The sequence below is a fragment of the Legionella sp. ST3F1 genome (assembly GCF_048553315.1).
In the GTDB taxonomy this organism is placed as follows: Bacteria; Pseudomonadota; Gammaproteobacteria; order Legionellales; family Legionellaceae; genus Tatlockia; species Tatlockia donaldsonii.
Window position 1 is genome coordinate 316,062 of the sequence record NZ_JBLZIO010000001.1, and the last position, 14,812, is coordinate 330,873.

Sequence of the window (14,812 nt, forward strand, 5' to 3'; positions counted from 1 at the left end):
GGGTCAAAAACGATTATTGCGAAAATCGTCCCAAGCCTGCATCACTTCATCCTGTGTATTCATCACGAAGGGACCAAGCCTGGCAATAGGTTCTTTCAGTTTTTTTGCTGCAATGAGCAAGCACCGACTCTCTTTATCTCCACCTTGTAACAACAACTGCTCTCCGGCACTTAATATTGCTAATACGCCCTGCTTAACCCCTTGTCCCTGAACCATCACTTCGCCTGATAAAACATAAAGCATGGATTGATGGGTAACAGGGATGATTTGTTGTAATTTTTGCTGATTTGGAAAACTAATATCAAAAAACAACGGCGAGGTTGCAATACCACTAATGGGAGAGGACGTTCCCATGCTGGTCTTTCCTGCAATCACCTTAATCGTGGTACCCGAGCTATGTTTTTCTACGGGAAGTTGCATGGCTGTATATTCTTGGTAATGTGGCTCGGACCATTTGCGTTCAGCAGGCAAATTAAGCCATAGTTGCAAGCCGGTTAGACGGCCACTTTGCTGTCTGGGCATTTCGGAATGAATAATACCTCGCCCGGCAGTCATCCACTGCACATCCCCAGGACCAATCGTACCTTGATGCCCCTGATTATCCTTGTGCGCCATTTGACCATGCAACATATAGGTGATTGTCTCAAAACCACGATGAGGATGCTCTGGAAAACCAGCAACATAATCCATTGCCTCGTCGCTATCAAAAAAATCAAACAATAAAATAGGTTCGTAATTATTCTGTCTATCCGCACCAATATAGCGTTGAAGTTTGACCCCAGCTCCTTCTCTCATCAAGGTTCCGGTAAGTAACTGCTCAATTTGTATGGTATTCATTGGGTTAACTCACAGAAATAGAGAAATAAGCATAGTTGAAAATAACGAGTTTGCCCATGCATTATTTGTTCTATCGCAAAGCATAGTAAAATTAGCCTTCCACCCGAAGTAAAAATTATCCCTTAAGAAATAGTGGAGGGATTGAAACCTTGTCTCGAATTATAAAGAATGTGGTAGAATGGCAAAAATTTATTCTATGGGGTGAGGCGTGTTTCGCTTAAAGCTGGTATTCGCTATAGTTGTTTATTTTGGGATTGTCCTCTTGGGACATGCTGGTGAAATCGTCTTGAAAGATGTTAACGGCAAGCATATTCCTTTTTCCAGTTTGAAAGGTAAGTGGATATTTATTAATTACTGGGCCAGCTGGTGTAATCCTTGTCTGGATGAAATTGCCGAATTTAATCGTTTTTATCGTAATAAGAAAGATAAGGTGGCCCTCTTCGCAGTTAACTATGACATGCTGCCTGTAGAAAAGCAGCTGGATTTAATCAGGCAATACAATATTCGCTATCCAAGCCTGCAACATAATCCGGCAAGAGAGCTTCATTTAGGAAATATTCGTGGTGTACCAGTAACGTTTGTATTTAACCCCCAGGGGGAATTAAGCGAGACCTTGTATGGCGGACAAACCTTAGCCAGTTTGAATCGGGTCATTAAGAACTCTTAGTACCTTCCATTACAGGGAATAAACGCGATTTTTGTGCCTCTGTTAAACGCACTTTTAACTGCCATCCGCCCTCTTCAGAGGTTGTTTCACTCAGCACAGCGCCTAATTGATATAATTGAGCGCGCAACTTTGCAGCACTGGCAGCAAGCAGGATTTCTTCTTCAATAAGGTCACCCTGCAATTGGGTGGCAATGGCCTCACGAAGCAAATCAAGGCCCGCGCCTGTTTTTGCAGAAACCCAAACTTTACAGCCTTCTTCTTGTCTGTCCAGTTTTGGTTGCCAGGCTTCTTGTTGATCAATTTTGTTAAAAACCTGAATAATAGGGATCTCTTTTACCTCCAGCTCATCCAGGACCTGCTGAACAGCAAATACCGTATCCCGCCAATGTGGATCAGAAATATCAATCACATGCAGTAATAAATCAGCCTCTTGTGTTTCTTCAAGAGTGGCACGAAAAGCTTCTACTAAATGGTGAGGCAAATCACGAATAAAACCGACTGTATCCGTTAAAATAGCAGACGCAGCGCCAGGTAACTCCAATTTACGCATCGTCGGATCCAGAGTCGCAAACAACTGATCAGCAACATAAATCTGTTCACCGGTCAGCGCATTGAATAAAGTAGACTTTCCAGCATTAGTATAACCAACCAGTGAGACAGTAGGCATAGCAAGCTTACGTCTGGCACGGCGATTTTGATCACGACTGCGCCTAACTTTTTCTAAACGTTTATGAATCGAACGAATGCGTTCACGCAATAACCGTCTATCTGTTTCTAACTGGGTTTCTCCAGGCCCGCGCAGACCAATTCCACCTTTTTGCCGCTCCAGGTGGGTCCAACCGCGCACTAAACGGGTCGATAAATGCTGTAACTGCGCTAATTCAACCTGTAATTTCCCCTCAAAGGTACGTGCCCGTTGTGCGAAAATATCCAGAATCAAACCGCTTCTATCCACTACACGGCACTGAAACAAGCGCTCCAGATTCCTCTCTTGTGAGGGTGAAAGTTCATGATTGACCAAAACAAGCTCTGCTTGCTGTTCTTTTACCAGTTGCTGAATTTCCTCTGCCTTACCAAGACCAACATAATATTTGGCCTCAGGTGTAGCGCGCGTGCCGAGCACGCAAGCCAGCACTTCAGCTTGCGCCGAAACCGCCAATTCCTTAAATTCAGCCAATGCCGTTCCGGCATCAACCCCAGGAAGCGCTAATTGCACGAGAATAGCGCGCTCACCACCTTGCGGACGTTCAAACAACTGCATTTTCCGGTAAAAAGAAGAACTTTAGTCTGCCATATTTCCCTCTTCCTCACCAGCAGAAAAATTCACCAAACGTGAGGGAACTACGGTTGAAATGGCATGTTTGTATACCATTTGCGTCACCGAGTTTTTCAGCATCACAACATATTGATCGAAAGAATCAACAATACCATGTAATTTAATACCATTGACCAAAAACACAGAGACCGGGACCTTTTCCTTACGTAATGCATTTAAGAAAGGATCTTGTAGAAGATGATTTTTAGACATTGCCCACTCCTTATTATTATTTTCAGGCAACCACGTTCATTAGTATAGTCGTCATTTCACAATAAAACTTTAAGGTTTTGCAGCAACGAGATGATCGCGTTGCATCCACCCTGGTTTTCGTTACTATAACAAAGGTTGTCCCAGTACCAATACAACATCTGCTGCACCATTAATAAGGAGAGATTTAAATGCCTAACTATTCCAGGGAAGAATTGCTAAAAATGGACCGACCTTATGAGCGCCTGGTTACTGATTTCGCTTCAATGTCGGCAAGTAGTGAGGGGTTAGCACAATTATCGCGCAAGGAAAAACTTCATTTAGTGACAACAATGGTTTTGCAATGCCCAGCTGATGAACTTAATACGTTTAAATCCAAGCTTGAACGTTTAGAACCAATTACTGCCATTCACACCCTAACGACACAGGCATTGCAAATACGCACCCTTATTGAGGCACTGAGCGAGCCTGCCACGACCCAGGCACACACACTGCTTTTAGACAGTTTTAACGCCGACCTATTTAACCAATTCCAGTTTTTAAGCCATACGCTGGTTAACCAACATCCTACTTTGCTGGCTAGTTCTTTAGTGGATAACCTGCCGCAAGAGCAAGAACATGAATTAATGACTAAACTGCGTTCAGCATTTTGCAATACACCCTTTTTGGAAACAATGGGGCAGGCTTTACTATTAAGACGACAACTCGACTTATTAAAAGGGGAAACACCTTCCGAACTATTAAAAAGCCCGGAGTTTAACGTTGATTTGTTCCATAAATTCCATGTCTTGGTAACTCGTCACTTGGCATCAAAAACAGAAAGTATCGCTAAAAAATTAGCCATGGCACCACGAGGGGAGCTTTCCCAAATTGGCAGACATTTAGAAGGATTAACAAGAATGAGTCATGATACCGCTGGTTTATTTAGAGAACTAAGTTCTTCCTTCAGTGGATTTGCTGAAAGTCGTCGTCAAGAGATAGTGACTGCACCTGTTTCTATTGGAGCCAATTTTAATAATAGGTATGCAGAAGAGGCACGGAGAAGAAATCGAACTCCATCAGAAACAGACATGGAAATCGCTCATGCCGAATCACAACTCTCTTCGCCCACGTCATTTCAGTGACGAACAAGAGTTCCTGTAGCTGCTCTGCCTTGCGGAGCAGCTCTCTTTTGAACGAAAAATAGGGTATCCTATTGAACAATTAGTGTAACGAACGCCAGAGAAACGATGAAAAATGTATTTATTGCATTGTTAACCGTTCTATTCTTTCCTGTCGCTGCGCTCATGAGCTTTGCACTGATTGCTCTTACACTGGCAGCCGTAATTCTCTTTTCGCCATTGCTTGTTTTAGGTGGCTCTATTTCATCAGGCTCTTACCTCTCGGAAAAAATTACTGACTGGCTTTTCCCGACAGTGCCTATCTCTATAGAGGAATTTAGAAAACGAGGAAATACTCCCTTATTTACTTCACTGGGATTAACACTGCTATTGATTCCCTTAGCAGCGCTACCGGTAGCCGCATTCGGGGTCGTCGTTGGCGCCTTGGTCACGGTATTATCAATTCCTATATTGGCTTTATCCGGGGCTTTTTGGACAGCAGAACAGATTGTGAATCTTATCTCTCCCGAGCCTGTTGTTGAAGCGCCGGTTGAACATAGCTACCATCAACTTGCTCCAATAGAAGAATCTCTTTACAAACCATCCGGGAGGAAGCCTCTTGACCATGCCAAGGAAGAAGAACCGTCTTCTCATTATTCAAAAGGCTTACGCTTTTTTGCTCCCTTATTGAACTGTTTACGATCTCTTGGAGGGTATGCGGATTCGGCAGATGTGGAATGCGCCAAGCGCAAAGGACCATCCCCATAAAGAACCCGGAATTAAAGATAACATCCAGATAATATCGTTATTCCTTTAAGATATTTCTTACAAATCACCCAGCAAATTCCACCATGACATCCTCTCGGGACGCGCCTATACTTGATCACATAAGGAACGACATGGACAGTCTGACAGGATGTCGATTAAATGGACCAGCACACTGGACGTGCTTCGCCGCAAGGATGCGGCTTTTTTTTATCTTATCTACCCCAGATACAGACTAACCATTCATCTCTCCTCTTTTCTTTAAACTAACAAGCAGGTCCCTATAAGGGCAAAATTTGCAGGGAAACTGGCTTAAAGAGATCGCGGCTAACGAGTTTACTGACTAACACCAGATTCACCAGCGTCATAGCCTGAAAGTAACATTTGCCAGAGACTTCTTAGTCGAGGCGAATGATTTAAATCCGTGTTTGATAATTTCTCAATCGAGTGTCTTAGTCTTTGCAAATTACTTTTTTTCCATGACTGCCCTCTCCTAAATCGCCCCTTATCAAAATCAATTAGATAAACTCCTGATTCTGAAATCAAAATGTTATGGCAATTTAAATCGGCATGATAAACACCATAGTCATGGAACTGACGAATAAGGCGGCCTACTTCAAACCATAATTTCCCGTTAGAGCTTCCTAAGAGTTGAGCAAAAGACTTGGCGTGAGGAACACGCTCAATAATAATTTCAGCGTGATACCAGCCATAGGCCACTTTCCGATAGGCCGCTGCAATCGGCCTAGGTACGTTCAGACCTGCCTGATGGAGTTTGGTCAGAAGACGCAATTCACGAAAAGCGCGAACGAAATACTGATTAAGAAATAAATGGGCTCTCTTGGTAATATGCACGACTAATCCGCCACGCCCATAAAGGCGTAAAACCCAGTCACCTTCTGGTCGCGCAATAAACCACGCCATACCCCGTCCACCAGCCATTATCGGCAAGGCATCTTTACCCCAAAAAGAGGGCTGAAACCAAAGGGGGTTTATTTTATCGACAAATTCCTCACACACCAGCATTGTAGCGTTAGATTGTTTCATCATTAGCGGATCGGCGTACTGCACACTCATCATTGGCAAACATTTATCAATAAAACAGACTGATTTTGGCCATCATAATTGCACCTTCGTTCCGGCAAGTAAATATTTTAAATACGTGTTACGTGTTTGCACTTGCCTAATCAATGGAAATAAGCGATAAGAACACTATTTTCATAACCGGTTGGCCTGAAAAAATGAAGCCTGTTAATATTTTGTGTATTAAATGGGGGCAGAAATACAGTGCAAACTATGTAAATGTTCTGTATTCAATGGTTAAGCGTAATCTAAGACGCCCTTTTCGCTTTATTTGTCTAACCGATGATAGCAGTGATATTCGCCAGGAAGTAGAAATAAAACCAATTCCCCTGGTTGGTTTTTCTGATTTTGATCAACGGAAAAAATGGACCTTACAACATGGCTGGTTAAAATTAACCTGTTTTGCCAACCCTCTCTATGATTTGGAAGGAGAAACCTTATTTCTTGATTTAGATATTGTTATCGTGGGCAATTTAGACGATTTTTTTACAGTTGAGGGAGATTTTTTAGTCATCAGGGAATGGGATAAATCGGATGGAACCGGGAATACCTCTGTCTTTAAATTTACGATAGGCCAACATCAAGATCTCTTGGAATCCTTGCAAAGGGCTCCTTATGGACTTAAAAAAGTCCGTAATGAACAAGAGTACTGTACTCAGTTTATCGCCAAACAAGGTAAATTAAGTTATTGGCCTCTTGGATGGTGTCAAAGCTTTAAACGTCATTGCCTGCCATCATTTCCCAGCAGTTTTTATAGGCAGGCACAATTGCCAAAAGAAGCCAAAGTCATTGTTTTTCATGGCAAGCCCAATCCACATGAAGCAGTTCTTGGCAAAAGCGGTAAATGGTATCGTAAGGTTCTGCCCGTTAGTTGGATTGAGGAGTATTGGTATTAAGAAACAGCTAGCATGAGTTGGATTACAGTTTCCAGCGTCTATGCGACCATAACCACTGTTCAGGATGAATCAAAATGAGTTTCTCCAAAATCTGATTATAAAGTCGGGTATTATAATAGATAGCCTCTTCCGGAACTGTATATTGCAACCATTCCAATTGCGGATAGAATTCCAGGACATGCTTCCCATTCTTCAGGCGGGAACAAGCCAAAGGGACAACAGGCGCACCACTTCGATGTGCCAAAGAGGCCAGACTGCGGTATGTACCCGCTTCTTTTGTAAAAAATTCCACGGCAATCCCCTGCTTGCTCTCAAGAGGCCCATGCTGATCCATCGGAAAAAGTACGGCGTGGTTTGCTGCCAACGCCCGATAGATTTTGCGAAGCCCCCCTTTTTTGTCAATCACTTTCAGACCATTTCTATGCCAACGTCGAAACAAAAGATTTTCTAGAAATTTATTCTTTATCTTTTTGCGAATAACATAGAATTCCCCTTTAAAGCCGGGAATAGTTTGAAGCCCTATAACGGGGGTAAACTCCCAACTACCCAAGTGCCCCGTCAATAGGAGAATACCCTTTTGTTGCTTGGCTGCCTCTAACAAATGGTTAATACCACGAATTTCAATTTTTCCTTCCAATTGAGTCCTGCTTTGAAAGGATAATAGAAAGAATACTTCCTTAATAATCTTTGCGAGATGGGCATAAAAGGCCAAGGCCAACCGCTTTTTTTCTTTTATCGAAAGGGTTTGCTGAAATACCAAATCAATATTTTGTCTTACAATTTTTCTTCTAATAGGAAGGCAATAATAAAGAAAATAACCCGCTAAACTGACAGGCAACTGACCACGATCTTTTCCTATTTCTACCATTCTTAAGTACCATGGCTATTTTTTAAGTTTTTATAATTCCAACGCTTATAAGGCCAAATCCATTGTTCCGGACGACGCATTATTATTTTTTCTAAAACCTCATTATAAATCTGTGTATTATGATTGATAGCCTCATTTTTGTCTGAATATTCTTGCCATTCGACCTCCGGATAAAATTCGGCTATATGCTTGATTTTACCAAGACGGTAGAAAGCGACTGGAATCACCGCAGCACCCGTGCGCCGGACTAAGGTAGCCAGACTACGATAGCTACCCGTTTTATGGCCAAAGAAATCGACCATAACTTTTGTTCTTACATTTTTACGCCCTTGTTGATCCATGACAAAAAAAATAATTCCATTCGCCCCAAGAACCTTACGTACCCGATGCATCGCACCTTTATTAGGGATGATCTTTACTCCCCCCTTTTGATAGCGCTGAAATAAGATTTTTTCGAGCCATTTGATTTTTAAGGCCTTGCGAATACAGTGGATTTGACTATTAAATATTTTAAGCTTAGGAAAAGAGATTAGTGGGCCAATTTCACAATTGCCAAGATGAGTACACAGCAGGAGTACCCCCCTTTGCTTTTCAATGGCTGTTATAAGATGCTCAACACCATGCATTTCAAATTGCTCTTGCAAACGCTTCTGCATAAAAGGAAACAGGATAATTTCCTTAAAAGAACGCACAAAGTGTGAATAGTAGGCCATTGCCATACGTTTTTTTTCTTTATGGTTTAGTGTGCGTTGGAAAACCAACTCAATATTCTTTACGACCACCTTTTTTTTATAGGGGAGAAAATAATAAAGAAAGCGACCTGTCCAACTGACTTGCGGCTTATCAAATTCCTTTTTTATTTCAATCATTTTGACTTCCATAAATCTAGTAATCCGTTTCCCTGGATGGTTTTTTTAAGTTTACTAACTTTTTTAAAAAAGCAACCTGCCGGTGCCAACTCCATAAAGGCACAGCGGGATATCCGGCCATCTTTGCCCCCGGCTCAACATTTTTGGTTACTAAACTTTTTGCAAAGATAGTTGCACCATCACCTATCTTCAAGTGGCCAATAACTGCAACCTGCCCGGCCAGGGTCACGAACTGACCTAACTCGGTACTGCCAGCGACACCTACCTGGGCAACCAGAACGGAGCCTTTACCAATTTTTGCATTGTGCCCAATTTGCACCAAATTATCGAATCTACAGAGATCCTCAATGACTGTATCATTGAGAGAGCCACGATCAATGCAGGTATTTGCGCCTATTTCAACATCATTTCCGATAATGACCCGGCCTAAATGAGGAATCTTATAATGCCCGTCTCTATCACTGGCAAAACCGAATCCATCCTGACCTATCCTTGCCCCAGGATAAATGATCGTTTTGTTTCCTATGATGGCATTAGTAATACTGACATTATTTTCAATAAGACACGCTTTACCAATTACAACCCCATCACCAATATACGTGTTTACCCCTATTTTAGAGCCTTTACCAATAACCACTTGCTCACCAATATAAGCACCAGGTTCAACGATACATTCTTCGCCAATAATGGCAGTAGCAGAAATATAAGCCTTCTCTGAGATAAACCCCTTTTTCTCATCATCAGGTAAATAAAGTGCTTGGGCAATCAAAGCATAGGCTTTGTAAGGATTCTCATGGACAAGTAAACGCATAGTCTTTGGTGCTAAAGCAACATAGGCAGGCGAAATAATACACGCCCCAGCTGCAGAGTTTTTCAAAGCATGCAGGTATTTTTTATGGTGCAAAACACAAAGTTGCGTTTCATTGGCTTCGCTTAATGAGGCTAATCCCTGTACCACAAAGGAAGAGTCCCCAGCTTGAATATTAAAAAGTTGTGCACCAGAAATGGTTGCTAACTCCTCAAGAGTTAAAGCTTTACAATCTCCATTCAATTTTTTACATCTCATAAACTGGTTCTCTTCCAGGGGAGTCATTTAACCTATCAACGGTAAATTCCCCGATTGGCATGACGCAGGAATTGCAGCAAATAGTCGATATGTTCACTGTTAGGTAATTCCTGTTCCATTAGTTCAATGGCTTCGTTTAAAGTTAACCCCGAGTTATAAAGAATTTTATAAGCCCGTTGAATTTGCATACGCTCTTCTGACGTAAAATCATTTCGTCGTAACCGGGTAAAATTAACCCCATAACATTTTGCTGGATTCCCTTTTACTAGCGCATAAGGCGGCACATCTTTCGCTATCATGCTATTAGCGCCGATCATGGCCAAACGTCCAAGTTTGACAAATTGATGAATGCCACTCAAAGCACCAATGGTCACCCAGTCCTCCATAATAACGTGACCACCAATTCCTGCAGCATGAGCTAGAACATTATGAGCACCTATGTGCACATCATGAGCCACATGCACATAAGACATAATCAAATTATTGTTACCGATACGGGTTTCGCCGCCACCACCTGTTGTACCGCGACTAATCGTGGCATATTCACGAATGATATTGTCATCACCGATAGTCAGTTTACTTTTTTCTCCATTAAATTTTAGATCTTGGGGAACATTACCGACTATCGCACCATGGTAAATCTGATTTCGCTTACCAATAGCAGTCCAACCTTCAATGACTACGTGGGCACCAATACTTGTACCCTCATCGATACAGACATGATCGCCGATAATTGTGTAAGGGCCGATCTCAACATCTGCCGCAATCTGTGCATGACGTGAAACAAGTGCTGTTGGGTGAATTTTAGGATACATAACCACAACATTGTCACGATGATGTGCCTGATCTAACGGACTCATAAGCACGGTGTCACCTCCTTTACAACGCTACACTTCACCCAGAAAGGCAAAAATCATTCATGTAAACTCAGAAATTTTATCGCTATTGTTTGATGGAAGAAGTGGAGCATGGCTCGATTGATCAAGCCATGCTCAAGTATGATTAACAAAAATAGCTAAGTTTTATAAAAATATTTCTTACCATAAAATGCTGATTTATACGTAATTTATTGGCATTTTCGGGGTGTGAATAAGAATCAGCATTTAACTGGGGCAAATATTGCTCTGAACCAATCCCCCCCTCGATTTGGAAGATACTGTTATTGGGTATATCAAAATTACCTGCGACAGAGATATTACCTGCTAAAACAGGTGCGATCCAAACGTTAGAGTCTGTTGCTTGGTTAAATTGATAAATACCGTTCGCAGGCAGGGAACCTATGGGAAAATTAGTTGTCAGTGTTTCGCGCCACTCATTATCATAAGCACCAACCAGCAAAGAAGCTGAAACATCACCACCTAGACTTATATAACGGTTAAAAAACCATCGCGCACCCATACCAATCCGCGGACCGATACCATAATATTTGGCCTCGTAATTAATCCCATCTCGAACAGGCTCGCTAGCGCCAAAATTCGGTATTATGGTCCCCGCGTAAACAGCATCAAACCGTTTGGTAAAATAGGCCGCCTTAATACCAAAAAATCGGGAAAATTGAATATTTTCGTAATTTTCTGCATTAAAAAACCGACGAGTAATTAAATCACCTGTTTGGTAGGAGAATTTTGTCTTCACTGAAGCCACTGCTGCGCCATTTAAGTTCTGAGCACCAAAATTGGCAATCTGCGATAAAGTATTAACGAGTACTCCGGGCGTTGTTGTGTTGTAAACATCCCTTCGCCCTCTCGTTGATAAATAAGAATAACTTAAAACAACATCATTAAATGGGTTGAAGCGATAACCTGCACTAGCAGCAATACCCCAATTGGAATCGTTATCAGGAAAATGGGTTTTTACATAAGTGGTATTATTTCCGCTACCAATTGTTTTTGCCATATATAATTTGCGAATCCCCTCATCATTAATTGCACCGTAGAAAGGGGTCACGCTCAAAGAATATCCTGGGGGTGCTGGTTCCTTTTCTACGTTTCCGACTGTCCCAGCGTACAAATTTGTGGTGTTTAGCGCAGTTAAAAGCAACACAGAAAAAGTGCTTAACTTACTGTACATATCTGATTTACTCCTTTAATTCAGTCAAAATAACAAGTCTAGATCCCGGAAAGGCTTAGGCATCATAGCAGCTTTATTTTTTCTATCCAACACTCTTTTTCTGCGCGAAAACTGGCAGGGTGACAAAATTAAATCGCTGATTAATTTTCTTTGTTAATAACTACTTTGGCGCTATGCTCTAGCTCTTTCAAAGGGCTGCATACACCTGTCCGATTTAGTCGAGCTTAAGAGGAACATTCATGCGTTCTAATCGTCAACCAGAAATTATTGACGCGGTGATTACTTGGGTTAACGGAAATGAACCTATTTATAAGCAAAAGCTCCTCCATTATTTGACGCAAACCACATTCGTTCATGAGGAAGCAATAAGCCCAACGCGCTTTGGAGAGGTCGGTGAACTCGAATTCTGTCTTGTTTCGCTGTTTCGTTTTGCACCCTGGCTAAGGCATATCTACTTGGTTACTGATAACCAAACACCGGCATTACTTAGCAAATTTGCCGGGACTGACTATGAGCATCGAATTCATCTTATAGATCATAAAGTAATTTTTTCTGAATTTTCCGAAGCGCTGCCTACTTTTAATAGCAGGACAATAGAGTCTCTGCTCTGGCGTATTCCTGGGTTAGCGGAAAAATTTCTCTACCTCAACGATGATTTTTTTCTTATCAGACCGGTCTCCCCGGAGAATTTTTTTCACCATAACAAGGTGGTATTGCGCGGTGAGTGGAAAAAGCAACAACCGCATAGCTTGTATTACCGAATACGAATGGCATTGAAAGCGTTTAAACAAAAATATCGTCCGAAGAAGGTACATGTTCCTAAACACTCATTAGCACAAATAAAAGCAGCTCAATTGCTCGGCCATACAGAGAACTATTTCTACCTCTATCACAGCCCGCATAGTCTTCGCCTTTCGACGCTGGCAAATTATTTTTCTAACCATGTCGAACCATTAGTGTTTAATATTAATTTTCGTTTCCGCCATGCCGAACAATTTCTGACAACGGCCCTTGCTTCTCATCTTGAGATTGCAAAAAATAATGTTGTCTTTGAAGATAAATTACGTTGTTTGCAGTTGAAATTATCCGCACAATCCCTGCGGCATGTAAAACAGCAACTTGCGGATGCTGACAGGGATAACAATGTAGCTTTTGTTTGTATACAAAGTCTCGATAGCGTGCCTTTGTTAACACAGAACACCCTTTTTTCCTGGCTTGACAAAAGAATCGGCTCTTTGGATTCCTTCCTGGCTAACCAACCGATGGAAGCGTGTATTCCAGATTAATTGCTTACTGGCTTAGAGAGTCAGTTAAAATTTCTAAATGCCTTTGCAGAAAGGTGTGTAGCTTGGGAATGATTAGTTCAGGGAGATAGTGTTCATAAAGCTGAAGACTCTCTTGTTTTAATCGTCGATAGGATTTGTTGTTAATTAGTTCTGGCTTAAAATCTTCCATACTAATGGATACATTTCTAATGCCATCTTCAAAGGTAGCCCAATCTTTTTTGGAGATTGCGGGTGAAAAAATTGAAAACGAGGGTTTATTGAGTGCTTTGGCTATATTAACAGCCCCTCCTTCATTTCCCACAATCAGATCGCATTGGTCCATGATAATAATAAACTCCCTTAAATCTTGCCCTATTAAATTAAAAGAAAGCTTTGCTTTTGTAGTCTTTGTACAACCGTTATAAACGTAACTTGCCTGGCTAGCTTGTTGGGGAAGGTAGTTGAATAAAATATTCACATCATAGTTTTTTGCAATTTCATTAATTAAGACAAGCATAGAATCTAATGGATACGTTTTCCTGGCAGAACTACCCAGCAAACTAACCATAATTGTTTTTCGCGTTATTTTTACTTCATGTTTTATAAACAGTTCTTCTGCTTTTTTTCTTTCATTGGGAGTCAAAAAAATTTTGGGTACTGGATCCAAATCAATATTCAAGGATAAGGGATTGAGTAAGGATAGCTTTTTCTGAATGATCACGCCGAGATGAGGATGAGAAAATCGCGCAAAGGGGACAGGATCGGTATATAAAAAATTTCTTGCCCTTTTTTTGTGTGAAATGCGTCTATTTGCCCCGCTAAGCAGAACAATAATCCAGCTTTCCAGTTTCGAATAAGCATCAATGATTAAATCATAATTTTGTTTTCTTATCGCAAATACTAATTTTAAAAACTCTATTTTGCTTTTTCTGTGTTTGCGTCTGAAAAGGACTAAGCGATCAATACTTTTGTTACCACGTAATACTGATTCCGTCGCCTCATGAATTAAATAGTCTATTTTTGCTGTAGGAAGTCCTCTACGCAAATTATCGCAAAGTATACTGCCAACTAATACATCACCGATTGCTTTGTGCTGTATGACCAATATCTTCATAGGAAATTTTTTATTATGCGCTGTGTTTTTTTAAAGATCCAAAAGCGCCTGAGCTTAGTGAATTTATGTAATAACTGTTCTCTTTGCGGGTCTAAAGGTTCTTCACAAAGTAACTTCCAGCATTTATAAACACCTGAAATATCAAAATTTTCCAATACTGTCCGTAAGTTCTTAGGCAGGTAGTTCGTTCTTAGACTGGATTGAAAGTCAATTAGATAGGGTGCTCCATCTTCTCCATGAATAACATTACCCAGATTTCTTAAATCTAAATGCACTTGACCTCTACAATGCATGGCCCGCACTCTCTTTTCCATTTCTATGAAAAAACTTTTTGGGAGGCGTTGCCTATTTCTATGAATCTTTCTAAGAGACTCACCGGATATATAAGAAAAAGCGACTGTGTATCCATCAAGAAGTAAAACCCTGCTCGTAATACCAGCGAGTCCCATAAGCCGATTTAAACAATGATATTCAATTCTGGCAACTGTTCTCGCCACTAAGCATTTTATCCACCAGGGACAATGCTCAAAACTCTTTATTGTTAGCTCTACCCCTCCCTTGGTATACCTGAATACACGGGCATTCGTATAGCTACCACTGCGTAGAAGTATTAATTTCTCTTTGGGTATATTTGGCCAATAGAGTGGGTCGTTTTTATCCTTAATACGCATACTATCGTTTTAAGCC

At 41.2% G+C, this 14,812-nt stretch carries 16 protein-coding genes; 5 read left to right on the top strand and 11 right to left on the bottom strand.

What is annotated here, in order from left to right; genetic code table 11:
* Positions 1 to 3 precede the first annotated feature (3 nt).
* Complete coding sequence (locus tag ACN4Z1_RS01460) at positions 4 to 837, bottom strand: pirin family protein (RefSeq protein ID WP_228363535.1); 834 nt, start codon at positions 835 to 837, stop codon at positions 4 to 6.
* A 208-nt stretch (positions 838 to 1,045) separates the two neighbouring features.
* Between ACN4Z1_RS01460 and ACN4Z1_RS01465 the strand changes: the two genes are divergently transcribed.
* Positions 1,046 to 1,504, top strand: a complete 459-nt coding sequence (locus tag ACN4Z1_RS01465) for a TlpA family protein disulfide reductase (RefSeq protein WP_228363534.1) — start codon at positions 1,046 to 1,048, stop codon at positions 1,502 to 1,504.
* Here ACN4Z1_RS01465 and hflX read toward each other — a convergent pair.
* Both hflX and hfq read right to left on the bottom strand, forming a co-directional pair.
* Positions 1,491 to 2,759: a ribosome rescue GTPase HflX gene (gene hflX / locus ACN4Z1_RS01470; RefSeq protein ID WP_228364080.1), complete on the bottom strand. Its 1,269-nt coding sequence runs from the start codon at positions 2,757 to 2,759 to the stop codon at positions 1,491 to 1,493. The genes ACN4Z1_RS01465 and hflX overlap by 14 nt on opposite strands.
* A 27-nt stretch (positions 2,760 to 2,786) precedes the next feature.
* Positions 2,787 to 3,032, bottom strand: coding sequence for an RNA chaperone Hfq (gene hfq / locus ACN4Z1_RS01475; protein ID WP_115219951.1), 246 nt, complete (start codon positions 3,030 to 3,032; stop codon positions 2,787 to 2,789).
* Positions 3,033 to 3,220: 188 nt separating this feature from the next.
* Between hfq and ACN4Z1_RS01480 the strand changes: the two genes are divergently transcribed.
* Both ACN4Z1_RS01480 and ACN4Z1_RS01485 read left to right on the top strand, forming a co-directional pair.
* Positions 3,221 to 4,153, top strand: a complete 933-nt coding sequence (locus ACN4Z1_RS01480) for a hypothetical protein (protein WP_228363533.1) — start codon at positions 3,221 to 3,223, stop codon at positions 4,151 to 4,153.
* 105 nt (positions 4,154 to 4,258) lie between these two features.
* Positions 4,259 to 4,897, top strand: a complete 639-nt coding sequence (locus ACN4Z1_RS01485) for a hypothetical protein (protein WP_228363532.1) — start codon at positions 4,259 to 4,261, stop codon at positions 4,895 to 4,897.
* Positions 4,898 to 5,230: 333 nt separating this feature from the next.
* Here ACN4Z1_RS01485 and ACN4Z1_RS01490 read toward each other — a convergent pair whose 3' ends face one another.
* The gene (locus ACN4Z1_RS01490) at positions 5,231 to 5,974 is read right to left on the bottom strand and encodes a 3-deoxy-D-manno-octulosonic acid kinase (RefSeq protein ID WP_228363531.1); all 744 of its coding nucleotides are present in this window, start codon (positions 5,972 to 5,974) and stop codon (positions 5,231 to 5,233) included.
* Positions 5,975 to 6,135: 161 nt separating this feature from the next.
* Between ACN4Z1_RS01490 and ACN4Z1_RS01495 the strand changes: the two genes are divergently transcribed.
* On the top strand, positions 6,136 to 6,873 hold the full coding sequence (locus ACN4Z1_RS01495) for a hypothetical protein (protein ID WP_228363530.1): 738 nt from the start codon (positions 6,136 to 6,138) through the stop codon (positions 6,871 to 6,873).
* Between the two features lie 22 nt (positions 6,874 to 6,895).
* Here ACN4Z1_RS01495 and ACN4Z1_RS01500 read toward each other — a convergent pair whose 3' ends face one another.
* The 5 genes from ACN4Z1_RS01500 to ACN4Z1_RS01520 all read right to left on the bottom strand — a co-directional run bounded on the left by ACN4Z1_RS01500 (position 6,896) and on the right by ACN4Z1_RS01520 (position 11,746).
* A complete protein-coding gene (locus tag ACN4Z1_RS01500) occupies positions 6,896 to 7,741 on the bottom strand; it encodes a lysophospholipid acyltransferase family protein (RefSeq protein WP_228363529.1) in 846 nt (281 codons plus the stop codon).
* A gap of 2 nt (positions 7,742 to 7,743) precedes the next feature.
* Complete coding sequence (locus ACN4Z1_RS01505) at positions 7,744 to 8,610, bottom strand: lysophospholipid acyltransferase family protein (protein WP_228363528.1); 867 nt, start codon at positions 8,608 to 8,610, stop codon at positions 7,744 to 7,746.
* Between the two features lie 16 nt (positions 8,611 to 8,626).
* Positions 8,627 to 9,676 carry a UDP-3-O-(3-hydroxymyristoyl)glucosamine N-acyltransferase gene (gene lpxD, locus ACN4Z1_RS01510; protein ID WP_228363527.1) on the bottom strand — a complete coding sequence of 350 codons (1,050 nt, stop codon included), beginning with the start codon at positions 9,674 to 9,676 and terminating at the stop codon, positions 8,627 to 8,629.
* A gap of 35 nt (positions 9,677 to 9,711) precedes the next feature.
* The gene (lpxA, locus tag ACN4Z1_RS01515; RefSeq protein ID WP_220271763.1) at positions 9,712 to 10,542 is read right to left on the bottom strand and encodes an acyl-ACP--UDP-N-acetylglucosamine O-acyltransferase; all 831 of its coding nucleotides are present in this window, start codon (positions 10,540 to 10,542) and stop codon (positions 9,712 to 9,714) included.
* A gap of 136 nt (positions 10,543 to 10,678) precedes the next feature.
* The gene (locus tag ACN4Z1_RS01520) at positions 10,679 to 11,746 is read right to left on the bottom strand and encodes an Lpg1974 family pore-forming outer membrane protein (RefSeq protein WP_228363526.1); all 1,068 of its coding nucleotides are present in this window, start codon (positions 11,744 to 11,746) and stop codon (positions 10,679 to 10,681) included.
* Positions 11,747 to 11,985: 239 nt separating this feature from the next.
* Between ACN4Z1_RS01520 and ACN4Z1_RS01525 the strand changes: the two genes are divergently transcribed.
* Entirely contained in the window at positions 11,986 to 13,032 is a 1,047-nt protein-coding gene (locus tag ACN4Z1_RS01525) for a Stealth CR1 domain-containing protein (protein ID WP_228363525.1), read from the top strand.
* Between the two features lie 4 nt (positions 13,033 to 13,036).
* Here ACN4Z1_RS01525 and ACN4Z1_RS01530 read toward each other — a convergent pair whose 3' ends face one another.
* The gene (locus tag ACN4Z1_RS01530; RefSeq protein WP_228363524.1) at positions 13,037 to 14,125 is read right to left on the bottom strand and encodes a glycosyltransferase family 9 protein; all 1,089 of its coding nucleotides are present in this window, start codon (positions 14,123 to 14,125) and stop codon (positions 13,037 to 13,039) included.
* Entirely contained in the window at positions 14,122 to 14,796 is a 675-nt protein-coding gene (locus ACN4Z1_RS01535) for a hypothetical protein (RefSeq protein ID WP_228363523.1), read from the bottom strand. The genes ACN4Z1_RS01530 and ACN4Z1_RS01535 overlap by 4 nt, the downstream gene beginning before the upstream one ends.
* Between the last annotated feature and the right edge of the window lie 16 nt (positions 14,797 to 14,812).